The 26,178-nt window shown below is 37.6% G+C and carries 19 protein-coding genes; 11 read left to right on the forward strand and 8 right to left on the reverse strand.

Features of this window, described 5'->3' with window-relative positions; translation table 11 throughout:
- Window positions 1-101 precede the first annotated feature (101 nt).
- Genes ACSHWW_RS05870 through ACSHWW_RS05885 form a run of 4 tightly spaced genes read right to left on the reverse strand, consistent with a single transcriptional unit; the run spans window position 102 to window position 6,333 of the window.
- Window positions 102-2,591, reverse strand: a complete 2,490-nt coding sequence (locus tag ACSHWW_RS05870) for a glycosyl hydrolase 2 galactose-binding domain-containing protein (RefSeq protein WP_435681491.1) — start codon at window positions 2,589-2,591, stop codon at window positions 102-104.
- Window positions 2,581-3,420 carry a copper homeostasis protein CutC gene (locus ACSHWW_RS05875; protein WP_435681492.1) on the reverse strand — a complete coding sequence of 280 codons (840 nt, stop codon included), beginning with the start codon at window positions 3,418-3,420 and terminating at the stop codon, window positions 2,581-2,583. Before ACSHWW_RS05875 ends, ACSHWW_RS05870 begins: the two co-directional genes overlap by 11 nt.
- Window positions 3,411-4,034 (reverse strand): DUF2238 domain-containing protein, encoded by a 624-nt coding sequence (locus ACSHWW_RS05880; RefSeq protein ID WP_435681493.1) that lies wholly within the window; start codon window positions 4,032-4,034, stop codon window positions 3,411-3,413. The genes ACSHWW_RS05875 and ACSHWW_RS05880 overlap by 10 nt, the downstream gene beginning before the upstream one ends.
- A gap of 1 nt (window position 4,035) precedes the next feature.
- Window positions 4,036-6,333 (reverse strand): beta-N-acetylhexosaminidase, encoded by a 2,298-nt coding sequence (locus tag ACSHWW_RS05885; RefSeq protein WP_435681494.1) that lies wholly within the window; start codon window positions 6,331-6,333, stop codon window positions 4,036-4,038.
- A gap of 49 nt (window positions 6,334-6,382) precedes the next feature.
- Between ACSHWW_RS05885 and ligA the strand changes: the two genes are divergently transcribed.
- Window positions 6,383-8,437, forward strand: a complete 2,055-nt coding sequence (gene ligA / locus ACSHWW_RS05890) for an NAD-dependent DNA ligase LigA (protein ID WP_435681495.1) — start codon at window positions 6,383-6,385, stop codon at window positions 8,435-8,437.
- A 3-nt stretch (window positions 8,438-8,440) separates the two neighbouring features.
- Window positions 8,441-9,244 carry a hypothetical protein gene (locus ACSHWW_RS05895; RefSeq protein ID WP_435681496.1) on the forward strand — a complete coding sequence of 268 codons (804 nt, stop codon included), beginning with the start codon at window positions 8,441-8,443 and terminating at the stop codon, window positions 9,242-9,244.
- Here ACSHWW_RS05895 and ACSHWW_RS05900 read toward each other — a convergent pair.
- The 4 genes from ACSHWW_RS05900 to ACSHWW_RS05915 all read right to left on the reverse strand — a co-directional run bounded on the left by ACSHWW_RS05900 (window position 9,241) and on the right by ACSHWW_RS05915 (window position 12,848).
- Window positions 9,241-10,524, reverse strand: a complete 1,284-nt coding sequence (locus ACSHWW_RS05900) for an ammonium transporter (protein ID WP_435681497.1) — start codon at window positions 10,522-10,524, stop codon at window positions 9,241-9,243. The genes ACSHWW_RS05895 and ACSHWW_RS05900 overlap by 4 nt on opposite strands.
- Window positions 10,525-10,683: 159 nt before the next feature.
- The gene (locus tag ACSHWW_RS05905) at window positions 10,684-11,100 is read right to left on the reverse strand and encodes a hypothetical protein (protein WP_435681498.1); all 417 of its coding nucleotides are present in this window, start codon (window positions 11,098-11,100) and stop codon (window positions 10,684-10,686) included.
- A 24-nt stretch (window positions 11,101-11,124) separates the two neighbouring features.
- Window positions 11,125-12,051, reverse strand: coding sequence for a bifunctional metallophosphatase/5'-nucleotidase (locus tag ACSHWW_RS05910; RefSeq protein WP_435681499.1), 927 nt, complete (start codon window positions 12,049-12,051; stop codon window positions 11,125-11,127).
- Window positions 12,052-12,062: 11 nt separating this feature from the next.
- Window positions 12,063-12,848: a 5'-nucleotidase C-terminal domain-containing protein gene (locus ACSHWW_RS05915; protein ID WP_435681500.1), complete on the reverse strand. Its 786-nt coding sequence runs from the start codon at window positions 12,846-12,848 to the stop codon at window positions 12,063-12,065.
- 38 nt (window positions 12,849-12,886) lie between these two features.
- Here ACSHWW_RS05915 and ACSHWW_RS05920 point away from each other — a divergent pair, with 38 nt between their 5' ends.
- The 9 genes from ACSHWW_RS05920 to ACSHWW_RS05960 all read left to right on the forward strand — a co-directional run bounded on the left by ACSHWW_RS05920 (window position 12,887) and on the right by ACSHWW_RS05960 (window position 26,128).
- The gene (locus tag ACSHWW_RS05920) at window positions 12,887-13,399 is read left to right on the forward strand and encodes a DUF6913 domain-containing protein (protein WP_435681501.1); all 513 of its coding nucleotides are present in this window, start codon (window positions 12,887-12,889) and stop codon (window positions 13,397-13,399) included.
- Between the two features lies 1 nt (window position 13,400).
- Entirely contained in the window at window positions 13,401-14,282 is an 882-nt protein-coding gene (gene dapA / locus ACSHWW_RS05925) for a 4-hydroxy-tetrahydrodipicolinate synthase (protein WP_435681502.1), read from the forward strand.
- Window positions 14,283-14,397: 115 nt separating this feature from the next.
- Window positions 14,398-15,192 (forward strand): outer membrane protein assembly factor BamD, encoded by a 795-nt coding sequence (locus tag ACSHWW_RS05930; RefSeq protein WP_435681503.1) that lies wholly within the window; start codon window positions 14,398-14,400, stop codon window positions 15,190-15,192.
- Between the two features lie 8 nt (window positions 15,193-15,200).
- Window positions 15,201-15,530: a DNA-directed RNA polymerase subunit omega gene (locus ACSHWW_RS05935; protein WP_435681504.1), complete on the forward strand. Its 330-nt coding sequence runs from the start codon at window positions 15,201-15,203 to the stop codon at window positions 15,528-15,530.
- 7 nt (window positions 15,531-15,537) lie between these two features.
- Entirely contained in the window at window positions 15,538-16,746 is a 1,209-nt protein-coding gene (coaBC, locus tag ACSHWW_RS05940) for a bifunctional phosphopantothenoylcysteine decarboxylase/phosphopantothenate--cysteine ligase CoaBC (RefSeq protein WP_435681580.1), read from the forward strand.
- Entirely contained in the window at window positions 16,721-17,626 is a 906-nt protein-coding gene (locus ACSHWW_RS05945) for a DUF4835 family protein (RefSeq protein ID WP_435681505.1), read from the forward strand. Before coaBC ends, ACSHWW_RS05945 begins: the two co-directional genes overlap by 26 nt.
- An 84-nt stretch (window positions 17,627-17,710) precedes the next feature.
- Window positions 17,711-19,390, forward strand: a complete 1,680-nt coding sequence (gene recN, locus ACSHWW_RS05950; RefSeq protein ID WP_435681506.1) for a DNA repair protein RecN — start codon at window positions 17,711-17,713, stop codon at window positions 19,388-19,390.
- Between the two features lie 31 nt (window positions 19,391-19,421).
- The gene (locus ACSHWW_RS05955) at window positions 19,422-20,228 is read left to right on the forward strand and encodes an enoyl-ACP reductase FabI (protein WP_435681507.1); all 807 of its coding nucleotides are present in this window, start codon (window positions 19,422-19,424) and stop codon (window positions 20,226-20,228) included.
- Between the two features lie 182 nt (window positions 20,229-20,410).
- Window positions 20,411-26,128, forward strand: coding sequence for a choice-of-anchor J domain-containing protein (locus ACSHWW_RS05960; RefSeq protein WP_435681508.1), 5,718 nt, complete (start codon window positions 20,411-20,413; stop codon window positions 26,126-26,128).
- Window positions 26,129-26,178 lie beyond the last annotated feature (50 nt).

Raw genomic sequence — 26,178 nt, forward strand, 5'->3', positions numbered from 1 at the left:
CACACTGAACCTGCCTGCCGGCAGGCAGGTTTATTTCAGCGTCTCATCTTACAGAGTCGTTAAATCATATAGCATAATTATTTGATTCAGAATGACGGCGTTTAGTTCTCCATCAACCCATTCAATGACTTATACTTAAACTCAGGAATTACATCACTATCAGTTTCAAAAATGATGATCTTTTTAGTATTAGGTTCTAGATTAAAGAAGTTGTCTGTGAAATGGCCTTTTGTATTTGTGTGCAGGAAGACATCTTTTGCAAAAGCATTTGATTCTAGAGTTATTTTAAATCCATTTTCAACTGATTCTGTTGTTATATTTATGGTTACAGGTGGCAGAACCGTATTTTTGGGTTTCTCTAAAAAGGATATCAATTCGTTTTTACCATATTTGGTAACTACATAGACCTCATTAACATTGATATTTATTGAATTCAAGTCAATGGTGTTTACTAGTTCGCTAGAGCCAGCTTCTATAGATGCCGTGCTGCTGTCTTCAAATTCTCTATACAATACCTTACCAAAAAAATCTTTAATCAGTATTTCGTAAACACCGACTTCAGTCTCATGTTTATCATTCACCACATAAGTCTTCAAAGTATCATTCTCCACAACATTACTAATCAATACATTCTCAAAATCACGTTTTACTTGATAATGCAAGGCTTTCCAGTTACCGAAATAATCGATACTGGACCAACTCACCGCTGGCCAGCAGTCGTTCAATTGCCAGTAAAGTGTTCCCATATTGTAAGGTTGTGCACGTCGATGCGCTTGAATTCCTTTAGACATTCCATAGGCTTGCAGTAGCTGACTCACATAAACATAATCTTCATCATTAGTCGGTACAGGGAAATCACGTTCCATGTATTCCCGTATTAATTCGTTACCACGAGCGTGTTTTTGATGCGAGCCATAATCCTCAGAATGGATATTAATGCTTCCATCTTCATTGATATATCGTATTGCCTCATAAGATGGATGCGATTGAAAACCGAACTCACTCATAAATCTTGGCACATGCTCTTCAAAATGCTCAAACGGATACGCATCGTGCCACACGCGCCAGTCATGCGCATCGCCTTCAAATTCATACTGTGGATTCCCACGACCCAATTGTGGCGAGCTTTCCCAGTACGGTTCTTTGGTGAGTTCGCTCACGTATTTAGGCATCGCAATTTGAAAAACAGCACGATAATCTTCCCAAATACTATCACGTTCTGGTTGCGATCGTCCTTCTTGCCAGCCCCAATTATGCCACGCCTCACTGGTTTCATTATTACCGCACCACAGCGCAATACTGCTGTGATTACGCAATCTGGTAATTTGTTGTGTTATTTCGTTGGTTACGCTTTCGCGAAAGCGTGTATCACCAGGATACATAGCGCAAGCAAACATAAAGTCTTGCCATACTAAGATCCCTTTTTCATCACATTTCTCATAAAAGATGTCGTTCTCATAAATGCCGCCACCCCAAACGCGCAGCATATTCATATTAGCCTCTTTTACATCGCTGAGTAGGTTTTCATAATGCTGGTCTGTGACGAGATCCTGCATAGAATTTTGCGGAATATAATTAGCACCTTTCATATAAACTGGTACGTCATTTACCTTAAAGAAAAACGATGTGCCGTGCTCGTCTGGCTCGTTGACTAGTTCTATAGTACGTATTCCTGTTTTGAGCTTTTTTGAATCGATCAAATCTCCGTCTTTTGATACCAAAACTTCAATGTCATATAAATATGGCTCGCCTATGTTATGTGGCCACCAGAGTTTTGCTTCAGGAATTTCAAAGTGAATTTCATACTCATCTTCCTGTGCTTTAGGTTGGTAATCTTGTTGCCAGTACAAGCTATCATTCACTTTAATCTGAAACTGCAATAATTCGGTACGTTTTTCTGATAGCTTTATTTGAGCCGTAAGATTTGCCGTAGAATCTTTTACAAAATTTTGCTTGATATAAAGATCTTCGATTTTAAAATCATCATAGGCCTCAAGATAAACTGGTTTCCAAATTCCCATCGTGTTCAATTTAGGACCCCAATCCCAACCGTATTGATATTGTGCTTTACGTGTGTAAACTCGATTTCCTTCAGGTAGTTGATATGGATTTGCAGCTGCTTTTTGAGCCTCGATTTCTAGAGGTGATTTGATCGTCACATACAGCTCGTTCTCTTTTTCTAAATAAGGTTTTACGTCTTTTTTCCAACTCAGAAAAGAATTATTGGTTTCTAGAATCTCGTGACCGTTGAGTTCAATACTCGCATAAGTGTCTATTCCTTCAAAGTTTAAGGTGATGTGCTCTTTGGCAAGTGTTGCTGCATTGACCGTAAAAACGGTTTCATAAATCCAGTTTTCTTCAGTAATCCATTGCAAACTGTCTTCATTATTTCCTTTAAATGGATGCTTGATCAATGGCAATAATTCTTTATGAACAGTAGATGGAATAGTTACTGAATCTGAAACTAGACTATAGTCTGCTTCCTTATGAAGTGACCAATTGTTCACTAAATACTGTCGTTCTACATTAGGTGCTTTTTCCTGACAAGAGGTAATGAAAATTACTAAAATCAATAAGAAACTATATCTCATTATTCAAGTTTTTAAGGATGGCATCTATGTTCTTTTGGCTGGAAACAACTTCCACGTTTTCTTGAAGAAATTTAGCCGAATTCATCGGTACTTTTTCTTCCGTAGTTTGCACAATAATTTCTGTGGCGCTGGCGTGGATTTCTTTGAAAACAGCTTGACTAAAAGCGGTCTTCGAGTGCACTTCGACAGGCTCAGCGTGACACCTCAGACCTCGATTATGCACATGGTTTGAGCATTGAGGTTCTCGAAATGCGCTTTCTAGTTCTGTAAAAAGATGACAATTACCAGCATTTATCCCACCACCAGGTAATATGATTAGTTCATCTCCTGCTAACTTTTGATACTGTTTTAAGTTTTCTATTCCGTCAATCGCTTTAGCATGTTGACCAGAAGTAAGAATACGTTTTGCACCTAGATTCACTAAATCCACAACAGCTTGTTCTGGATTCACTACATGATCAAAAGCTCTATGAAAGGTAAAAGGTAATGGTCTAGAAAGTTCAATCAACTCACTAGTACGCTTGATGTCTATTTTAAAGTCTTCATTAAGAACGCCCGAAACAATTCCGGCACAACCAAGTTCTTTACACAACTCAATATCACGTTTCATGATGTCAAAATCAGCAGCGCTGTAAACAAAATTCCCAGAACGTGGACGGATCAAAACCATGACAGGAATGGTGAGTTCTTCCATCACTTTTTTGAGCAATCCATAACTAGGTGTAACGCCACCAGTTCCTAGCTCGCTGCATAATTCTATGCGGTGCGCTCCAACTTTTTGAGCGTTGAGAGCACTTTGATAATTTGATGCGCAGATTTCTAGAAGCATGATAAATTCAGTTTTTCAATGGATTTATTTTGCGTGTTGCTCAATAACAGCACTGCGACAGTCGCACCAATTAATGCCAATAGCATATCAGTTTGCGTGTCCCAAACATAACCTTGCATACCTAGAAAAGAATCTGCTCCATCACTTACGAGCATGGAAACAATCGCTTCAATCAATTCATAAGCCGCGCTGATGGCTAGACAAATGGAAATCACTATAAATGCGAGCCACTTTTTACCTTGAACAACATTCTTGCGCAACAATACCTCGCGCACAATTAATGCTGGTGTAAAGCCTTGAATAAAATGACCGAGCTTATCATAATTATTACGAGAATGGTCAAAATATTCTTGAATCCAATCAAACAAAGGAACCTCTGCATAAGTATATTTTCCACCTATGATCAAAATAACACAATGAACAAAAATCCAGAAATAAGTCAAATTACTCAATGGAAAACTTTTATACGTAAAAACTAAAATGAGAACACCCATCACCGCAGGCAATACTTCAAGAAACCAAGTAAACCGCTCTAGTGGATTTATTCCTGACCAAATGAGTAGTGCGGTAAGCGCAACTAGATAGATAATTAAATGTTTAGGGATGTTTTTCATATTATTTGATTATGATTTCGTCTATAAATGTCCAAGAATTATTTCCTGCGCCTTGTTGACCTTGTGGGATGACGCCGTAGTTTGGGATAACAAGGCTCAATTTAGAAAACTTAAGGTCTTCGTAACCCTTAAACCGTTCGCTGTTATAATTTGAAACTACTAGATTTTCATTTTCTTTTGGTATTGAAATTAAGTCGGATATTATACCTTTTTCAGTTTCTAAATGCAGATAATATTTCTCAGGCGCATAAATCCACTGACCAGGCGCATGATAAAACCGTAGTTCAATTTCATTCACTTCAACTTCAGTTTCAAATTCTATTTCAATCTCAATATCATCACCCCAAAATCCTAACCATTCACTATCGCCATAACGAGAATCACTTCCTTTAATTCCGTTGATTAATCCTGCGGCACCGCTTCCAGAATAGGCTTTGTGTGGCGTTTTATTAATAGTGATTATAGCGCCAACTCCTTTATGAAACAATAGCTGCTGCGTAAAAAGGTTGCCTAACAATTTGCCGTCTTTAAAAACGCCAGCTTTTATAGCTAGGTTATCTGTAAAAGGAATCGGTTGCGCGTATAGTTGGGAACCTGCGGTAGGAGCAGAGCCGTCAGTCGTGAATCTTATTTCTTTCCCTAAGGTTTTGGTGCTTAACTCGTACTGTTGCTGATCATTTAGTTTGCCTTGAATTTCATATAAATGATTGGCATAATTGAGATCCAGCGCGTCCATTCTTTTATGGAAATGCTCTAATCGGTTTAGGAAATCAGCATAATCTTTACTTTCTGCTGGACTCCAGGCAACTTCACTCATGGCAAGCATGCGTGGGAACGCCATATACTCTACCTGATCACTGGTTTTCATATATTCAGTCCAAACGTTTCCTTGCGGTCCTAAAACATGTTTAGCTTCTTCCTCAGTTAATTCTGCTGGAATAGGATTGAAATGATAGACTTTTTCTAAAGGAAGAAATCCGCCTATGGCGAGTGGTTCGTTTTCGTTTTCACTTTGGTAGTAGTCAAAATAAGCATGAGAAGTAGGTGTCATGATCACATCGTGACCAGCTTTTGCGGCCTCAACGGCACCATTTGTTCCGCGCCAGCTCATGACCGTAGCATTAGGCGCAAGTCCACCTTCTAGAATCTCGTCCCAACCAATTATTTTCTTGCCTCGAGAATTCACATGTTTCTCTATACGCTGGATAAAATAGGATTGTAATTCGTGCTCATCTTTTAATCCATTTTCTTTAATGACTTTTTGCGCAATCGCACTAGTTTTCCATTGCGTTTTAGGCGCTTCATCACCACCTATATGAATATATTCTGATGGGAAAAGCTCCATTACTTCGTCCAGAACATCTTCTAAAAAGGCAAAGGTTTTCTCACTCGGACAATAAATATTCTCAAAAACGCCCCATTTCATAGCAACTTGTACGTTTTCTCCCGTGCAACCTAATTCTGGATAAGCAGCGATAGCGGCTTGTGCGTGACCAGGTAATTCTATTTCTGGGATGATGGTGACGTGTCTCGCTTTCGCGAAAGCGATAACCTCACGAACTTCTTCCTGTGTATAAAAACCGCCGTATTTCTTGCCGTCATATTGATGTGGTGTGTCGTTATAATGCCCAAGAAGTGTGGAGTCTCGATAAGCAGAAATCTCTTGAAGACGAGGATATTTCTTGATCTCGATGCGCCAGCCTTGATCATCGGTAAGATGCCAGTGGAACGTGTTCATTTTGAGCATGGCCATCGCGTCGATGTATTTTTTAATAAATTCTACATCGTACATATGTCTTGAAACGTCTAAGTGCATACCACGATACGCAAATCGAGGTTCATCTTTAATCGTTACTGCCGGAATGTGGATTGTATTAGAGGTTTCAGGAATTTGCAATGCTGCAGGCATCAATTGGATAAGCGATTGTACGGCATAAAATGCGCCAGCGTCTGAACTGGCTTTAATCGTGATGTTTCTGTCTTTACTGATGATGCTGTAACCTTCTTTTGAGGTGATGCTGGCGTCATATTCTAGAACAATGGCGTTATTATCACTGTATTCTGTTTTCCATTTACGAGCAGTTGCTTTTTCTAAAAATGCTGTAAGAAACTTATAAGAAGCGGTAAAATCATCACCATTACTGATAGTTGTTTGGTTATTAATTGTAAAATGACCAGGATTAACTTGTAGTGATTGTGGTGCAGGAATTATGCTTGGACTCAGTAAACTCACTTTGGGTTCATCACATGAAAACAGTGTTAATATCAAACTGAGAAGAATTAGAAATCTAGCGTTCATTATTGTAATTTAGAATCTTAAAATTTGAGCAGAAGATAGCACATTTTCCATGAGTCCAAAAGAACAAATCCAATCCCTGCGTGACGAGTTGCGCGAGCATAATTATAATTACTATGTTAACGATAATCCTACGATATCTGACTTTGAGTTTGATAAAAAGCTCGAGCAATTAAAAACGCTAGAAGCAGCGCATCCTGAATTTTATGATGCTGCTAGTCCGTCAGTACGAGTAGGTGGTGAGGTGACTAAAAACTTCAATACCGTAAAGCATATCAACCGTATGTACTCGCTGGATAATTCTTATTCGCTAGAAGATTTACAGGATTGGGAAACACGTATTAAGAAGATCGTAGATGGTGATATTCAATACACTTGTGAGCTTAAGTATGACGGTGCGAGTATTTCACTTCATTATGAAAACGGAAAATTTGTCCAAGCTGTTACTCGTGGTGATGGAAATCAAGGTGATGAGGTCACTGCAAATGTGCGTACCATAAAATCGGTACCGCTACAATTAAAGAGTGATGATATTCCTGAGAAATTTGAGATACGTGGTGAGATTGTGTTGCCATGGGATGGATTTCATAAAATGAATGAAGAACGTGAGGCATTAGGTTTAGATCTCTATCGCAATCCTCGTAATACGGCTAGTGGTAGTTTAAAATTACAGGATAGTGCAGAGGTTGCTAAAAGACCGCTTGATTGTTTATTATACCAACTCGCTGGAGATAGTTTACCTATAAAAACACAGTTTGATAGTTTAACGCTTGCGAGAAAATGGGGTTTTAAAGCTCCTAAAGAATCTAAACTGGCTAACTCTATAGAAGAAGTATTTGAGTTTATTAATCAATGGGACATCGCCAGAAAAAACTTGCCTTATGAAACTGATGGAGTAGTAGTAAAGGTCAACTCATTAAGACAACAAGAAGAATTAGGCTTCACTGCCAAAGCTCCTAAATGGGCAATGGCATACAAGTTTGCGGCCGAGCAAGTTTCAACACGATTAGAAGAAATCACTTATCAAGTAGGAAGAACAGGCTCTATAACACCAGTTGCTAACCTTGAACCTGTAGAGATATCGGGAACAACCGTGCGCCGTGCGAGTTTACATAATGCCGACCAAATAGAAAAGCTAGACATAAGAGTAGGCGATGAAGTTTATGTAGAAAAAGGTGGCGAGATTATTCCTAAAATAATCGCAGTCGATTTATCAAAACGACCAGAAAATTCGGTACCTACAGTCTATGCAACGCACTGTCCAGAATGTGATAAAGAATTAATCCGTAACGAAGGAGATGCAAAACATTATTGCCCTAATGAAATGGCATGTCCGCCACAGGTGAAAGGTAGGATTGAGCATTTTATATCCCGTAAAGCCATGGATATCGATGGGATAGGAGCAGAAACCGTAGGTCAACTCGTAGAAGCTGGATTAATTCATAACTATGCTGATTTATACGACCTCACCGTAGAGCAAGTATTGCCTCTAGAACGAATGGCACAAAAAAGTGCCGAGAATATGGTAAATGGAATAGAGGCAAGTAAAAGCGTTCCTTTTGAGCGTGTGTTGTTTGGTCTAGGAATACGCTATGTAGGAGAAACAGTAGCTAAAAAACTAGCCAAGCATTATAAAAATATTGATGCCTTACTCGCCATGCCAGATGAACCAGTAAAAGAAAATTTAGATCTTTTTGCCGATGTTTCCAGTGCTGCAAACAAGAAGATAGAAGAGTTAACGGCAGTCCCAGAAATAGGAATCAGCATAGCGCAATCTATTGTAGAATTTATCCAGAATGAACAGCAAATGGAAATCATTGAGCGATTGAAAGCGTCCGGTCTCCAACTTGCACTGTCTGAAGAACAATTAGAAGGTCAAACAGACAAGTTAGTTGGTAAAAGCTTTGTGATATCTGGAGTTTTTGAAATGTCTCGTCCTGATTTAAAAAAGCTTATTGAAGATAATGGTGGTAAGGTGAGTAGTTCACTTTCTAGTAAAACAGATTATTTAGTGCGAGGAGAAAACATGGGGCCATCTAAACTTGCTAAAGCAGAGAAATTAGGTATAACGATGATTAGCGAGCAGGAATTTCTAGCAATGATATAAAATATGAAAAAGCTATTGGTAATTGTGATCTTGTTGAATTTCGCTTTCGCGAAAGCGCAAACCTATTCTTCAAAAATCATCCCTAATAACACCATGTTATTAAAAGGATATGTAGGTAAATATCCCATAACTATGTATGTGGAAAGTGTCGGCTTTTGTGAGTACGAACAAGAATTTACAGGTTGGTATAAATATGACAAAAGCACAGAGTCTATTCCTATACTTTTCTATTATTCTGTCTATCCTGAAGAAGAGTCTTTTAAAATATATGCCAAATATGATGGTGATTTTGAAACAGAAGTTGATGATGAATATGTCTGTCAAGTGTTGAGCTATGATGAAGTTTTTGAGTCAAAAACCGATACAGGGCTTTTTGTAGACCTTACTTGGCAAAAGGCAGGTTCTACAAAAACGCTCGATGTCAAATTTAATGGTAATCCGCAACAGATGTTGTGGAGTCTAGGCGATCAAAATGTGTATCTAACCTATGACGATAATGTAGTCTTAGATATAGGCGCATTAGGATATGAATACGCTTATGAAATTGATCTCCTAGGTCACAAAACAGTTGATGGAGTTGAGCATTTGTTGCTTAATATAATAGAACCTTCAAAACCAGGTAGTGCTGGTCGCGGTATGTGCGGCGCAGGAGATGAGATTTACATCTTATACTTGCAACTAGACGACCAGTTTAAACTAATATATAGCGATACAGAAAAGGAACAAAGTTGCTTTCAGTACTTAGAGGAATCACCTGTAGAGTACGACATTGCATTTCCAGAAAAAGGTTTTACTCGATTGAATTAACTCACTTCTTCTCCATGCTGGCTAGCATCGAGTCCGCGCTCTTCCTGATCGTCTCTTACTCTTATAGGAATCAAAATATCAACCAGTTTGTAGAATAACAAACTACCACCGAAGGTAAACACAGAAACTCCTATAAGCGCTATAATATGCCACATAAAGGTTTCTGTCTCGCCACTAGTTAGACCTACGTCTTTTGCAAAAACGGCTGTAAGTATCATTCCAACTATTCCACCAACTCCATGACTAGGAAAAACGTCTAATGTGTCATCGATACCTGTTTTAGAAAATAATGAAATTGCTATATTACTTGTTATTGCAGCTGTGAATCCTATAAAAATACTTTCTGAAATAGTGACAAAACCTGCTGCTGGTGTGATGGCAACAAGACCTACTATTGCTCCTATGCAAGCTCCTACAGCGCTCATTTTACGATTGCTGAATCTTTCGTAAAATACCCAAGTTATCATCGCGGTGGCACTGGCAATATTTGTGTTTGCAAACGCTATAGCAGCATCAGCATTTGCAGCTAGAGCACTACCAGCGTTGAATCCAAACCATCCAAACCAAAGAAGACCTGTTCCAAGAATAATATAGGGAACATTTGCTGGATCATGTGTGATTTTTTTACGTTTACCTAAATATACAGCTCCGGCAAGGGCTGCAAATCCAGCGCTCATATGAACTACAGTTCCGCCTGCAAAGTCTAATACTCCTAAATTGCGTAATAATCCGTCAGGATGCCACGTCATGTGAGCTAGTGGTGTGTAAATGAATAGCGTAAACAAGACCATAAATAGAATATAACTTCTAAATCGTACACGCTCGGCGAAACTTCCTGTAATTAATGCAGGCGTGATGATGGCAAATTTTAATTGAAATAAAGCAAAAACTAAAAAAGGAACGGTTCCAGCAAAGTCTGGATTAGGAGCAAGACCTACGTTTTTGAAATTAAAATAAGTCATAGGATTACCTATAATCCCATGCCAGCTCTCACCAAAGGCTAATGAAAAACCAACAATAACCCATAGTATACTTACTACTCCTAATGCTACAAAACTCTGCAACATGGTTGAAATCATAGATTTTTTATTGACCATTCCACCGTAGAAAAAAGCAAGTCCTGGAGTCATTAATAATACAAAAGCTGAAGCGATTAACATCCATGCCGTATCGCCACTATCGATGGCGCTCATGTCTCCATTTTCTGTATAAGATGTGTTAAAAACTAGGCTAATAATTACTAATAAGGCTAAGGCTATAAAGTTGACTTTTCTTCCCATTTTGAAAACATTGATTAACGATTCAAATATAGGGTATGTAAGTTTAAAAACTAATTTTTTTTATTCACCCCTATAAAAAATAGGGTATGATTATGAAAATCAATTAAATTTTGTGTGTATTGTGTAAAATTGATAGGGTTGAATTGTAAATAGTGTATACTATTTTGTTTTCAACTTATATTTAATCTTTGATAGTTTTATAAAAACGTAACTAAAAAAGAGCATGAAAAGAAAATCATTTAGCCCATATAGAGAATAGAATATGCCTGCCACAAGATCTTTGTCATAAACTTCTTGCAAGCTGTTATTAGAGAACCAATATACGTAAGCGATCACATAGCAAAGCTTTTCAATTATAAAAACACCAACGAGCCATTTTACTTGATCATATGTTCTTGCAACCGCTATAAATGCTGCGCCCCAAACCATAATCATTAATAGACCAAAGTAAGACATGACTACTGGATCGGTTTCTGGAATCACATCATTTGTGAAACACTTAGTAAAAAATAATATTCCAATGGTATTCATTAAGCCTGCAGCTATGAAACCTTTTGTGATAGTAGATTTAGTCATGAATATTATTTTAATTGAATTGTTCTATACTTCATAAACCACATCTACACCTCTATCAATTTTACCTTCTTTAAGATAAAAGTCAATACGGCCTAGATTGATTCCATAGCAACCTACTTGGTTCACCATTACATCTTTTCCAGCTGCGTTTTTCACAATTTCTGGAGCATCAAGAAAAGTATGCGTGTGACCACCTATGATGAGGTCTATTCCTGACGTAGCGGCCGCGAGTGATAAATCAGAAACTTTATCTCCATCATATTTATATCCCAAATGAGACATACAAATCACAATATCACATTTTTCTTTTTCACGTAAAATCTTGACTTGATCTTTTGCTACTTCAATAGGATCATTATAAACGGTTTCTTTAAACATTTTAGGATCTACGAGCCCTTCTAGTTTGATTCCCACGCCGAACAAACCAATGCGTACACCATCTTTTACCATTACCTTATGAGACTTAGTATGTCCGTCCATAATCGTGTTTGAGAAGTCATAATTTGAAATGACGAAGTCAAAATCAGCATGCGGTAATTGTTTGTAAAGACCTTCTATACTGTTGTCAAAATCGTGATTACCTATGGTAGCTGCATCATAACCCATCATGGTCATAAGTTTGATCTCTAACTCACCACCATAAAAATTAAAGTAAGGTGTTCCTTGAAAAATATCACCACAATCGAGCAGTAAGGTATTTGGATTTTCAGAACGCACTTTATTAATTATTGCTGCTCTGCGAGCCACACCACCACGACCATCATTACGACCGCCAGAAATGGGTTCTATATGTGAGTGCGTATCATTAGTATGGAGTATGGTAATTTTTTTTGTTCCAGGTTCAAGTTCTGGACCAGTGAAAATACCATTTGCTAGCGCATAATTAGACCATAAAGCTGCTCCAGCTACTATTCCTGCACTTGAATTGCGTATAAATTTTCTTCTTCTCATCATCTCACTCATTAGTTGATTATATCAAATCTATCGTCTCTTTCAAATTTCAAAGTATCTACTTTCTTGAAAAAATCAATCATCGCGTTACGTATTTTATAGTCTGTTTTAGTCTGCGGAGTATCTTTAAAGAAACTCATATTATCGCCTCCATTATAAAGATAATCGTTAGTCGCTACAGTATAGGTTTTATTCATGTCTAGCGGTTGGTTTTGAATAGAAACTGACTTAAGGCTGCCGTCTTTATCGAGTAGGATTTTCATTCCATCTATGGGATGCGCTCGTTTTTTTTCTACTAAGTAAGATATGAGTTGGTTCATTTGTTCTCCAGTAAGTTCAGCAACCGTGATTTCATTATCAAACGGCATGATTTCATAGGCGCGTCTCATCGTTACTGCACCAGCTGGCATGTCTGATCGTATTCCACCATGATTGAGTAGAACGATGTCTATTTCTTTTCCTGTACGTGATTTATAAACTGGAGCGCCTTGGGTTCTTACTATGGCTGCCATCATGTTCCCGATAGGTGTATTGTATTTGAAATCATTTTTATGCATAGAAACTGGATTGTAGCTCAGTTTTTCATCCATTTGTTGATCTACAGACTCTTTATAGGGCGCAATATAATCTTCAATCTCAGTGACTCCTTGAATGGTACTATCTACAACAGTCTGGCCAGCAGTAATTTTTTCTAGTTGTAAAGTACTTGATTTGCAAGAGGTTGTTATTAATAACGCTTTCGCGAAAGCGAGATAGCAAAAAGCCTTTCCCACTTGCCTAAAAATAGATGTTTTCATGTCCTATTGTACTACATTTGTATAGATAGTAAAAGTACATGATTTTTAATGGAATTAAGCGCCGCTGGCTGCGCAAAGAACTTGTAAAGTTGCAAAATGAGCAACAACGGCCATCTATAAAATGGCCTCAATCGCTCGTGGTTTTATTTGACGCACAGGAGACTAAAAATTTTGAACCTTTTTATAAATGGGCACAAGAGATAGGTATTAAAAAAGAGTCTGTAACTTTAATCGCCTATGTAAATGATAAAAAGAAGTCGACGATTAAGGGTGCACACTTGATAGATCGTAAACTCATTAAATGGTCCGGTGGTATTACAGATCTAGAGACTAAAAAACTCATAGAACAATCATTTGATCTTCAGGTAAATCATTTTAAAACTCAAAACGATTTGCTGGAATACCTTAGTCTAGCTTTACCTTCTAGTTTAAAAGCAGCTTATGGGAATGGTGAACAGACTTCGTTTGATCTCGCGATAGGAGTGAAACTTAATGATTATAACGGTTTTATACAGGAATTAAAAAAGTATTTAAAAATATTAACTCAATAAGATGCAAGAATTAATAGGAACAGGTGTCGCTTTAATTACACCTTTTAAAACTACCGGAGAAGTAGATCATACTGCACTTGAAAAAGTGGTGAATTTTCAAATTGAAAATGGAATTGACTACCTCGTTGTGTTAGGTACTACTGGAGAAAGTACTACACTTACTCTAGAAGAAAAAGCTGCTGTAAAAGCAACTATCACAAAGGTAAATGATGGTAGATTGCCTATGGTGTTAGGAATAGGTGGTAGTAATACTGCTGCCGTTGTAGAAGAAATTGAATCTACAGATTTAAGTGATTATATAGCTGTTCTATCAGTGTCTCCTGCATATAATAAACCTACTCAAGAAGGGATTTATCAGCATTTTAAAGCTGTTGCTGCTGCGACTACAAAACCTATTTTGTTATATAATGTACCAGGAAGAACGGCTTCAAACATGGCTGTAGAAACAGTGGTGCGATTAGCTCATGAATGTGAGAATATTATAGGTATTAAGGAAGCTGCTGGTGATCTAGTTCAAGCAATGAAATTGATACAATATTCACCTAAAGAATTCTTGGTCATCTCTGGAGATGATATGATTACGTTACCTATGGTTCTTGCCGGTGGCGCTGGTGTAATCTCTGTGATAGGTCAAGGATTACCGCAGGATTTTAGTGATATGGTGCGTTATGGGCTTAATGGAGATGTGGAAGAGGCTTATGAGTTACATTACAAACTTGCAGCAAGTATAGATTTAATTTTTGAACAAGGTAATCCTGGTGGAATAAAAGCAATGTTGAACTATTTAGGTCTCATAGAAGATGTTTTAAGATTACCTTTAGTTCCTGTGGATAGTGATTTAAGATCTAGGATTGCTGCATTTATGGAGCAATATGATTCTTAAATAAGGTTAAATTAAGATCAGTTTATACCACAATTGTTTTACAAACGTTAGTTGCAAAAGGAGCACAGAAATTATGTTTAAAAATTGTACTTTTGCAAACCATTTAAAATTGAGTATGAAAAATTATTTTGTTTTACTTCTTCTAGCTATTATGGCAGTAAGTTGTGGACCTTATCAAAGTGCGTTAAAGTCCACAGATAATGAGGTTAAACTAGCTATGATTGATACACTTCTTAAAAAAGAGAAGTATGGGAAAGCGGTGAACCTTTTTGACCAAATCATTCCTCAGTATAGAGGTACTGATAAAGCCGAAGAACTTTCTATCAAGTATGCAAAAGCACTCTATGAATCTGGTGATTACTTGAATAGTTCTTATCAATACGAGCGTTTTGTACAATCTCACCCAGCAAGTGAAGACAGAGAATATGCAGCATATATGGGAGCAAAGAGTCATTACAAAATGTCATCTATTTATTCCAAAAGTCAAGTGAATACAGATCGTGCTCTAGCAAAATTACAGGATTATATCAACACTTTTCCTAATGGAAAGCATGCTGATGAGGCAAATGGATTAGTAAGCGAGCTGAGATATAAGTTAGATAGAAAGGCTTATGAAATCGCAAAAAATTATCACCACCGTAATAGATTTATTCCTGCTGTAAAGAGTTTTGAAAACTTTATCATACAGCATCCAGGTTCAGAATTTATGGATGACGCTCAGTTTTACTTACTAGATTCTCAGTTCTTGTATGCAATGAAGAGTAGAGATGAATTGATACCAGAGCGACTAGAGTCTGCTACAAAATATTATAATACCTTTGTATCTCGTTTTCCGACTAGTGAGTACCGTGAAGAAGCAGACGAGATAATGGAAAAGATTACAGAATATAAATCAGATAATAATATCTAATTAAAGTTATGGATACTAAGAATATAAAAGCACCATCTACTACTATTACTTATAATAGGGACAATTTAACTAACCCTACTGGTAACATGTATGAGGCGATTTCTATTATCGCAAAACGTGCTGAGCAAATTAATACAGACGTTAAAGAAGAGCTTATTGAAAAGCTTGAAGAGTTTGCTACATTCAATGATTCTCTTGAAGAGATTTTTGAGAATAAGGAGCAAATTGAAGTTTCTAAATTCTATGAGCGTTTACCTAAGCCTCACCAGATTGCAGTGCAAGAATGGTTAGATGGTAAAATCTACTTTAGAGATACTTCTAAATCAGAAGAAATATAATTAAATGATGTCCGTTTTAAGTGGTAAAAATGTATTGCTAGGTGTTACTGGTGGTATTGCTGCTTATAAAACAACTTACCTTGTGCGCCTGCTTATTAAAGCAGGCGCCACTGTTAAGGTAGTGATGACTCCAGCTTCTAGAGAGTTTGTCACGCCATTAACACTTTCCACACTTTCTAAAAATCCTGTGTTATCTTCTTTTACAAATGAAGATGATGAAAATGACACATGGAACAATCATGTAGATCTAGGCCTGTGGGCAGATTATATGATTATAGCTCCTGCAACTGCAAATACCATGAGCAAAATGGTAGCAGGAAATATCGATAACTTTCTACTAGCTGTGTACTGCAGTGCAAAATGTCCTGTTTACTTTGCTCCAGCGATGGATTTGGACATGTTTAAACATCCGTCCACACAACATAATTTTGAGCAGTTAGCAAGCTATGGTAATAAGATGATTCCTGCAGGAACTGGTGAGCTAGCCAGTGGATTGAGTGGTGAAGGACGCATGGCAGAGCCTGAAGAGATCGTTGATTTTATTGAAAAAGATATCGCTTCTCAATTACCGTTGAAGGGAAAAATATGCCTTATTACAGCAGGTCCTACTTATGAACCTATTGATCCAGTGCGTTTTATAGGGAATCGAAGTAGTGGAAAAATGGGTGCAGCTCTAGCTCTAGAAATGGCTACAAATGGTGCGCAAGTAATTCTAGTTATGGGTCCTAGTCATGTAAGTTCAGACCATCATTTAATAGATAGGGTTAATGTAGAAACTGCACAAGAAATGTATGATACGGTTCACGAGCACATTCATAAAGCAGATTATGCTATATTTAGTGCAGCTGTTGCAGACTACAAACCCATTAATGCTGCTGACCAGAAAATAAAAAAGAAGTCAGATACGTTAACTATTGAGCTTACTAAAAATCCAGACATTCTGGCGAGTGTAGGTGCAATGGATAAAAGACCGTTTCTAGTAGGATTTGCTCTAGAAACAGAGAATGAATTGGAATACGCTTTCGCGAAAGCAAAAAAGAAAAACACAGACTTGCTCGTATTGAACTCTACGAGAGACAAAGGAGCAGGTTTTGGAGTTGATACAAATAAAATAACGCTCATCGATAGAGATAGGAACACGACAGAATTTGAAGTAAAACCTAAATCTGAAGTAGCAAAAGATATTATAAATGAAATTATTAATAGGACTATTTAAAGTCGTTCCACTAGTAGCTTTCTTAATTGTTAGCGCTGCAAGCGCTCAAGAATTTGACGCTGTGGTTCAGGTAAATGCGCAAAATGTTGCGCAACCTAACCAAACTATATTTAGAACCTTAGAAACTTCTATGCAGGAGTTTATCAATAATACTGAGTGGACCGACCAGGATTACAGAGATGAGGAAAAAATAAATTGTTCCATCGTTTTTGTGGTGACAGATTATAATAATGATCGATTTAAAGGAAATATTCAAATTTCACTTTCTAGACCAGTTTATAATTCTTCTTATACAACACCTATTTTCAATTATAAGGATACAAACGTAGAGTTTGAGTACGTTGAATATGCACCATTCTTTTATAACGCAAACCAATTTGAAAATAATTTGACTTCGCTCATTTCCTTTTACATGTACACGATGCTGGGAATAGATGGAGATACGTTTGAACTGAACGGTGGACAAGAGCATCATATCGAGGCTCAACGCATAGTAAGTCTAGCGCAGCAAAGTAATTCTATAGGATGGAAAGCAACTGATGGGCAGGGAACTCGTTTCCAGCTCAATGATGATATGTTATCACAAACCTTTAAAGAGTATAGAGAGGTGATGTATAACTATCACAGAAATGGGATGGACATTTTTGCCGAAGATCAGAAAAAAGCCAAAACCTTTCTTAGTAATGAAATAGTTAAGCTTAAAGTCCTTAACAGTCGCAGACCTAACAGTTTGATACAGCGATTATTCTTTGATGCCAAAGCAGACGAAATAGTAAGTATTTTTACGGGTGGACCTGCCGTGGATATTAGAGAACTTAAAACTGCACTACAGCAACTGGCGCCTAATCAGTCTTCAAAATGGCGCAATATTAAGGTCTAGAACTTTGGTAAGACCTTGAAATTATCTAGATTTAAGTTTTAATTTACAGTATAGTTATTATGCTTGTTAATGCCTTAAAATCAATTGCTTAAACATATTCACATTGAAAATTTTGCTCTTATCGATAGTCTCGATTTAGAGTTGAACAATGGTCTAACCATGATAACTGGTGAGACTGGTGCTGGTAAATCGATTTTACTGGGTGCACTAGGATTAGTTCAAGGTAAAAGAGCAGATTTAAGTGCTGTACGAGATACTTCACGTAAATGTGTGGTTGAGGCTCAAGTTGATATGTCTAATCTATCACTAGATCAACTCTTAGAACAGCATAACCTTGATGTAGAGCCAGTCTGTTTTTTAAGACGTGAAATCCTGCCATCTGGAAAAAGCCGAGCTTTTATAAATGATACTCCTGTAACTCTCGCGACTATGAGTGAAATAGGATATCAACTTATTGATATTCATTCGCAACACCAGACTTTACAACTAGCGTCTGACGATTTTCAAATAGATGTACTTCAGGCTTTTGTTAATAAGGTTACAGAAAATGATAAGGAGCCTGCTGCTGATTTGTTAGAGTCATTCCGCAAAGAGTGGAGTACTTATAAGGCTGTTCAATCACAATTAAAAAAGTGGAAAGAAGAAGAGATTGCTCTAGAAAAAGAAGCCGATTATAATAATTTTCTTCTTGAAGAACTAGATGCTGCAGGCCTTGATCAACTTGATATAGCGGCATTAGAACAAGAGAATGAGCAGCTCAGCAATGTAGAAGAGATCCAGCAAGTTCTTCAAGAGTTTCAATCTATAATGGATGAAGATGATAATGGGCTGCTAGATCAACTAAGATTATTGAAGAATAAGTTTTCTCAAATCTCAAGTTATAATAAGGAATATGATGGTGCAAAAGATAGGTTAAATGCGACTTTATTAGAATTAGAGGACTTAAGTATAGAAGTGTCTCGCAATAGTGAGAATGTAGAAGCAAATCCAGAAAGACTAGAGCTTATTAATGAACGCTTGAGTTTAGTGGAACAATTATTTAAGAAACATCATAAAGAAGATGTTGCTGAATTGATAATCTTTAGAGATGAGCTCGCAGATAAGGTATTTGCGACACAAAACATTTCTAGGAAAATTAAACAAGCGCAGCAACAGCTAGATGATTTAAATAAAAAAATACAATCACTGGGCATAAAGATTCATGAACAACGTATTGCTCAAGCTTCTTTGTTAGAAAAAGAGATGCTATCCACCATTCATTTGTTAGGAATGCCAGACGCGTCATTTAAAGTTCATATCGATAAATCTTCAAATTTCAACTCTTATGGGATGGATGACGTAGAGTTTAGGTTCACTGCAAATAAAGGCTCGGCATTGCTACCTTTAAATAAAGCTGCATCTGGTGGAGAATTATCGCGATTAATGCTAGCGATTAAAGCGTTGCTGTCGAGTTATAAAAATCTACCTACGATAATTTTTGATGAAATAGATACAGGTGTAAGTGGTGCTATTGCAGAGAAGATGGCGCTTATTATGAAAAAGATGAGTGCTAGTTTACAAGTAATAACTATCACACATCTACCACAGATCGCCAGTGCAGGAAATGATCATTTAATGGTGAGAAAAGCGGTGAAAGATGATCAAACTATTTCTAATATTCATAGATTAAACGCTCAAGAAAGAGTAGAGGAAATCGCTCAAATGTTGAGTGGTGGAAAAGTTTCTGACGCTGCAAGAGAAAATGCACGTGTATTACTCAATTAAGAATTTTATATTTGTCACTTATAAATAAGATATGTCACACAACTTACTAAAAGGAAAAAGAGGAATTATATTTGGCGCACTAGATGAAAAATCTATCGCTTGGAAAACCGCAGAACTTGCACATGCAGAAGGTGCAACCTTTGTGCTCACTAATGCTCCTATCGCTATGCGTATGGGAACCATCAACGAGCTAGCAGAAAAAACAGGAAGTCAAATAATTCCTGCCGATGCTACGAGTCTTGAAGATTTAGAGAATCTGGTTTCACAATCTGTTGAAATTCTAGGAGGAAAAATAGACTTTGTACTTCACTCGATAGGTATGTCTGTGAACGTGAGAAAAGGAAAAGCTTATACAGATCAAAATTACGACTGGACTCATAAAGGTTGGGACGTAAGTGCTGTTTCTTTTCATAAAGTAATGCAAACTCTATACAAGCAAGACGCAATGAGTGAATGGGGAAGCATACTTGCTCTTACATACATGGCTGCACAAAGAACTTTTCCAGACTATAATGATATGGCAGATAATAAAGCATATCTAGAATCTATCGCGAGAAGTTTTGGATACTTCTTTGGAAAAGATAAAAAGGTGCGTGTAAATACAATTTCGCAATCTCCTACGCCTACGACTGCTGGTCAAGGTGTAAAAGGATTTGATGGATTTATAAGTTATGCAGAAAAAATGAGTCCTTTAGGAAATGCAACGGCTCAAGAATGTGCAGAGTATTCTATCACATTATTCTCTGACTATACTAAAAAGGTAACTATGCAAAATCTTTTCCATGATGGAGGATTTTCAAATACTGGAGTAAGTCAGGAAGTTATCGAGAAGTTCTAGGAATAAATCATCTCATTATTTTATAAAGCCACTGTATATAGCAGTGGCTTTTTTTGTTCTCGCTTTCGCGAAAGCGAGATTAATAATCTACTTATAAAGACTTTTTAACAACTGTATTTTTAACAGTTAATATTTCATTAAAATTATTACCTTGTCTCCTATAAAATAAACCAAATATTCCTATGTTAAAAAAACTACTTTCAATTGCATTGTTGTTTGCTGCCACTATTGCGGCAGCTCAATGTAATTACTCTCTAGAATTGAGAGACGCATTTATGGATGGATGGGGAAATGGAGCGCAAATGACGGTTACCATTAACGGTAACGCATCAGTGTACACAGTTCCTAATCCGCCAGGAAACATCAATACGGTTACTTTAACCGTTAATGATGGTGATACATTACTCCTTGATTACATTGCCGATGCAGTGACGCCTGGAGATAATGAGTTTACCTTATTTGATTCTGAAGGAATCGTGGTTGTTGATTCTGGTTTCTCACCTTCAACAGGGAATTACTTCAACGGTACAGCTTCATGTCCTACATGTCCTGCTGTAACAAATATTACTTCAAACAACATTACCGCAAACTCTGCTGATATAGGTTGGACTAGCGTAGGTACTGAAACAGAATGGGAGATAGAAGTAGGTCCTACTGGATTTACAATTGGAACTGGTCAGGTAACTACAGTAACTACTAATCCAGGAAATGTAATGGGTTTAAGTGCAATTACTACTTATGATGTATATGTAAGAGCAAAATGTTCTGCAACTGACATTAGTAATTCTCAAGGACCAATCAGTATTACAACAACTGAATCTTGTCCTACGCCTTCAAATTTTGTACCTGTAACTCAAACTGCAACAAGTGCACAGTTTACTTGGGATGCAAATGGAAATCCTAATCCAACATTTGAGGTTGAATATGGAATTTCACCATATACTCAAGGTGGTGGTGGAACAGTAGTGCAGCAATTTACAGCACCTTTTGCTGATGTGACTGGTCTAGCGGCAAATACGACTTATGACTTTTTTATTAGAATCGATTGTGGAATGGGAGATTTCAGTCTTTGGGCTGGACCTTATACTGCAACGACTTCTCAATCTTGTCCAGATATTTCAGGAATTTCATTTGCTAACGTAAGTATGACATCAGTAGATGTTTCATGGGCAGCAGGAAGTACAGAAACAGAATGGAGTATAGAATACGGACCTGCTGGATTTGCTGCAGGGACTGGAACAACAGTAGCAAACATTACTACAAACAATCCATATACATTGACTGGTTTAATGTCTGGTGTAAATTATGACGTTTGTGTAACTGCAGTTTGTGGTCCTATGGATTTATCGACTCCAGTATGTGCAAGTGTTCTAACACCTGCAGATTATTGTAATGGAGATCCGTTAGTGGATTCAGGTGGAGTATCAGGAGATTATGGCGCAAATGAGAATTTTACTTATACAGTATGTCCAGATAACGCAGGTGATGTGGTCTATGTGGATTTCACAGCTTTTGCTTTAGAAACTTCTTTTGCGGGATGTTGGGATAGTTTAACGGTTTATGATGGTCCAGATACATCTTCACCTACTATTAATCCTCCAGGTGGTGGAACTGAATGGTGTTGGGATAATGGAGCAGGAACTGGAGATTTAGTTCAAGAGTTGTTAATAGCAAAATTACCTTCAGGATGTTTCACATTTGTGTTTGAATCTGACGGTGGTGGGCAAAGAGCTGGTTTTGAGGCTGCAGTAACATGTGCCGCTCCACCAACTTGTCCAGTTATTTATGATGAAATGGTTGATTTAACATCTGCTACTTCTTTAGATATTTCATGGACTGCTGGTGGAACTGAGCCAGAATGGAGAGTAGAATACGGTGCTCCTGGATTTACAATAGGTACTGGGACAGTTGTTGCTCCTAATCCTACAGTAACTAATGTTTCTATCCCAGGATTAACGAGTGATACAGAATATGAAATATATATTACAGCTGTTTGTGCTCCTGGTGATGAATCTATCCCAGTTTCATTAACCGCTTCTACTACTAAAGATTATTGTGCAGGTGATGTGTTTACAGATTCAGGAGGAACTGCTGCTGGATATAGCGCAAGTGAGAACACTACTTATACAATTTGTCCAGATAATGCTGGTGATGTAGTTTATGTAGATTTTACAGCATTTGATGCTGAAGAGAATAGTTTTTCAATGAACTGTTATGATGGTTTAACGATCTACGCAGGTTCAGATACTACTTTCCCGATTATAAGTCCTCCTAATGGTACAGGTGATGTTTGGTGCTGGGATCCAGCAAGTACAAATGCTTTCCAAGGTACTGGTGATTTAACTACGATGATGTTGATAGGAAGTTTGCCTTCAGGTTGTATCACATTTGTGTTTACTTCTGACGGATCTGTTCAAGAAGATGGTTGGGAAGCTGCAGTTACATGTGGTCCACCACCAGCTTGTCCAGTTCCTAGTGCATTTGCGGTAGATTCTAGTACAAGTGATACAATTAATTTATCATGGACTGCAGGTTCTACTGAAACAGAATGGGATATTGAATATGGTCCAGTTGGTTTCGTGCCAGGAACGGGAACTGTTATTACAGTTACTACTAATCCTTATTCACTTTCTGGATTAACTGATAATACTGAGTTTGATTTTTATATCACTGCAAACTGTAGTGCAACAAGTGTTAGTTCTCAAGTAGGACCACTAGTGGGAAGAACAACTTGTCTTGCTTTTACAGTTCCATTTAGTGAAGGATTTAATTCTACGAGTTCCACACAAGATTGTTGGACTGTGCTGGATGAAAACGGAGATGGAGATGCATGGGATTTAAATTATGCTTTTAACACAAGTGAAGGAGATCAAGTAGCGGCTATCAATACCGATTTTAATGGTGGAGCAGATGATGACTATTTAATATCTCCAGCAATTACTTTAACAGGTAATGATCGAGTGCGTTATGATTATAGAGTGCAAAGTGCTGGTGAGCCTAATGAAATGGAAGTTTTAATCTCTACAACCACTAATAGTGCTGCAGACTTTACAACTCAGTTATTGCCAGTAACAAGTTATTCTAATGTCGCTTATGTGACTGAAACTATCGATTTATCAGCTTATACAGGTGATGTTTATGTTGCATGGAGAATTCCACCTGGAACAGTTGATGGATGGAGAATGTATATTGATAATGTAAGATTTGAAGCAATTCCTGATTGTGATGAGCCTTTAATGTTAATGACGTCTAACATTACAACCACATCTGCCGATATTTCATGGACGGAACAAGGTACTTCTACATCTTGGGAAATTGAATATGGACCTGTAGGTTTCTTACCTAGTACTGGAGCTGGAACAGTTGTAACTGCTGCAACTAATCCTTTCACCTTAACAGGTCTGATAGCAAATCAATGTTATGATTACTATGTAAGATCTGATTGTGGAACTGGAGGATTTAGCCCTTGGTCTGTAAAAGGAGAATTTTGTACTGCGTGTGTAGCTTTTGATGTTCCTTTCCAAGAAGGCTTTAACTCTGCAAGTACAACTGAGCAATGTTGGTCTGTACTGGATGCAAATAGTGATGGAGTTCAGTGGAATATTGATTATTCTACTAATCCTTTTGAAGGAGATCAAGTAGCTGCTATTACTACAGATTTCAATGGAGGAGCTGATGATGATTATTTAATATCACCACAATTAAACTTAACAGGTGCACAAAGATTAAAGTATCAGTATAGAGTTCAAAGTGCTGGAGAACCTAATAATTTAGAAGTTCTACTTTCTACCACAGGTTCAAATGCTGCTGATTTTACTAATTCTTTATTGCCAGTAACATTGTTGAGTAATACGACTTATGCTGAGCAAATCATAGATTTATCTGCTTATACAGGTCCTGTATATATCGCATTTAGAATTCCACCATCAACAACTGATGGATGGAGAATGTATATAGATGACGTGGTTGTAGAAGATCAGCCTGCGTGTCCAGATCCATTAATGACGGCAATAGACTCATTTGCAAATGATTCAGCTGTTGTTTCTTGGACTACTGAACCATTAGCGACAGCGGTTAATGTAGAGTATGGACCATGTGGATTTACTCCAGGATCAGGTACTACCGTTGTTGCAACTAGCAATCCTTTTACTATCACAGGATTAACAGATAATACTTGTTACGATGTTTATGTAACCTTTGACTGTTCAGGAACAGCAAGTGTGCCATCTGATGTATTGACGTTTACTACCGTATGTAATCCGTTGACAGCTCCTTATAATGAGGATTTTGAAACGTTTACTACTACTACCAATACTTTCCCTGGAGCTGCAGATTTCTTCACCATTGAAAATTGTTGGTCTGCTGTTAATACATCTAACCTTGGTTGGGTTGCTGCACCTGCAACTTTAACAGCTTCTACTGGAACAGGTCCAGCACCGGCTATTAATACAGGAAACTATATGTATCTAGAATCTTCAAGTGGTGTACTAGGTGATATTGCTGAGCTTTATGCTCCTATTGTAGACATATCAGCATTGACTAATCCTGCCTTAACTTTCTCTTATCACATGTTTGGTGTGAATATGGGTAATTTACATGTAGATGTAAATGATGGTACTGGGTTTGTTAATGATGTTCTTGTGATTTCTGGACAACAGCAAGCTACTGAAGGTGATGCATATGCAACTTCAACTTTAGGATTAACTCCTTATGCTGGTGGTACAGTTCAAATAAGATTTAGAGGTGAACGTGGAAACGGATTTGAGTCTGATATAGCTATCGATAATTTCATTATTGAAGAATTTACAGGATGTCTTGCTCCTAACACCTTAGTTCTTAATTCTTTAACAGCAACTACTGCAGATTTCTCATGGAATGCTGGTGGAACTGAAACAGCTTGGGAATATGTAATTCAGGCTGCTGGAACAGGTGTTCCTACTGCTGCAGGTACTGCGGCTACTGCAACTAATGTTATGGAGTCTGGATTAACTGCGGTTACAGCTTATGAAGTTTATGTAAGAGCAGATTGTGGAATGAGTAACTTTAGCGATTGGGTTGGGCCACTAAACTTTACAACACTTTGTGATGTAATACCAGCACCTTATGGAAATGCCACAACACCTGGAAATGACTTTACAACTTTCCCTGGAACATGTTGGGAAGAAGGAAATAGTACAGATGTGGCAACTGGTCCTAACGGTAACAACGGTGACTGGCAAACAGATGATTTTGCAAACGATACAGCAAGTACAAATGGACAAGCTGCAAAAATCAACATCTGGTCAAATGGAGGAGATGCAGACTGGTTAGTGACGCCTGACTTTGATTTAGGTGCTGCTGGACATGGAATGAGTGCATTATTTGATATTGCTTTAACTGAATTCGGTGATAGCACTGGTGTCCAGGCTACACTAGGGTCAGATGATCAAATACTATTCTTAATCTCGACTGATAGTGGTGTAACATGGACCGCAATTGAAACTTGGGACGCTACTACAGTAGTTTCACCGACTGGAGATGATGTGGTTGTTGATCTAGCTGCATATTCTGGTGTAGTGAGAATGGCGTTCTGGGGAACTAATGGTGCCGTTACAGATGCTGCAGATAACGACTTCTTTGTCGATAACTTCACTATCGACACTACGGCTAGTAATGGAGACGCTTTCGCGAAAGCGGATTTACAAATTTATCCTAACCCTTCAAACGGTTTAGTAAATGTTAAAAGCTCTATCACCATAGATAACGTGACGATTACAAACCTTTTAGGTCAACAATTGAAGACTATAGAAGTAAGTAGTAACAATGTAGTCGTGGATATGACTGAATTTGCTACTGGTATTTATTTACTTGAAATCGATTCAAACGGAAACAAAATTACAGAGCGAGTAATCATGAAGTAATATTGTTTATACATTTGATTAAAGGCTGCCTACGGGCAGTCTTTTTTTTG

It is taken from the genome of Nonlabens sp. (assembly GCF_051251825.1).
Classification (GTDB): Bacteria; Bacteroidota; Bacteroidia; order Flavobacteriales; family Flavobacteriaceae; genus Nonlabens.

Coding starts and splice junctions, on each gene's coding strand:
- ACSHWW_RS05870 (WP_435681491.1), bottom strand. CDS start 2,591: ATGAGATATAGTTTCTTATTGATTTTAGTAATTTTCATTACCTCTTGT.
- ACSHWW_RS05875 (WP_435681492.1), bottom strand. CDS start 3,420: ATGCTTCTAGAAATCTGCGCATCAAATTATCAAAGTGCTCTCAACGCT.
- ACSHWW_RS05880 (WP_435681493.1), bottom strand. CDS start 4,034: ATGAAAAACATCCCTAAACATTTAATTATCTATCTAGTTGCGCTTACC.
- ACSHWW_RS05885 (WP_435681494.1), bottom strand. CDS start 6,333: ATGAACGCTAGATTTCTAATTCTTCTCAGTTTGATATTAACACTGTTT.
- ligA (WP_435681495.1), top strand. CDS start 6,383: ATGAGTCCAAAAGAACAAATCCAATCCCTGCGTGACGAGTTGCGCGAG.
- ACSHWW_RS05895 (WP_435681496.1), top strand. CDS start 8,441: ATGAAAAAGCTATTGGTAATTGTGATCTTGTTGAATTTCGCTTTCGCG.
- ACSHWW_RS05900 (WP_435681497.1), bottom strand. CDS start 10,524: ATGGGAAGAAAAGTCAACTTTATAGCCTTAGCCTTATTAGTAATTATT.
- ACSHWW_RS05905 (WP_435681498.1), bottom strand. CDS start 11,100: ATGACTAAATCTACTATCACAAAAGGTTTCATAGCTGCAGGCTTAATG.
- ACSHWW_RS05910 (WP_435681499.1), bottom strand. CDS start 12,051: ATGAGAAGAAGAAAATTTATACGCAATTCAAGTGCAGGAATAGTAGCT.
- ACSHWW_RS05915 (WP_435681500.1), bottom strand. CDS start 12,848: ATGAAAACATCTATTTTTAGGCAAGTGGGAAAGGCTTTTTGCTATCTC.
- ACSHWW_RS05920 (WP_435681501.1), top strand. CDS start 12,887: ATGATTTTTAATGGAATTAAGCGCCGCTGGCTGCGCAAAGAACTTGTA.
- dapA (WP_435681502.1), top strand. CDS start 13,401: ATGCAAGAATTAATAGGAACAGGTGTCGCTTTAATTACACCTTTTAAA.
- ACSHWW_RS05930 (WP_435681503.1), top strand. CDS start 14,398: ATGAAAAATTATTTTGTTTTACTTCTTCTAGCTATTATGGCAGTAAGT.
- ACSHWW_RS05935 (WP_435681504.1), top strand. CDS start 15,201: ATGGATACTAAGAATATAAAAGCACCATCTACTACTATTACTTATAAT.
- coaBC (WP_435681580.1), top strand. CDS start 15,538: ATGTCCGTTTTAAGTGGTAAAAATGTATTGCTAGGTGTTACTGGTGGT.
- ACSHWW_RS05945 (WP_435681505.1), top strand. CDS start 16,721: ATGAAATTATTAATAGGACTATTTAAAGTCGTTCCACTAGTAGCTTTC.
- ACSHWW_RS05955 (WP_435681507.1), top strand. CDS start 19,422: ATGTCACACAACTTACTAAAAGGAAAAAGAGGAATTATATTTGGCGCA.
- ACSHWW_RS05960 (WP_435681508.1), top strand. CDS start 20,411: ATGTTAAAAAAACTACTTTCAATTGCATTGTTGTTTGCTGCCACTATT.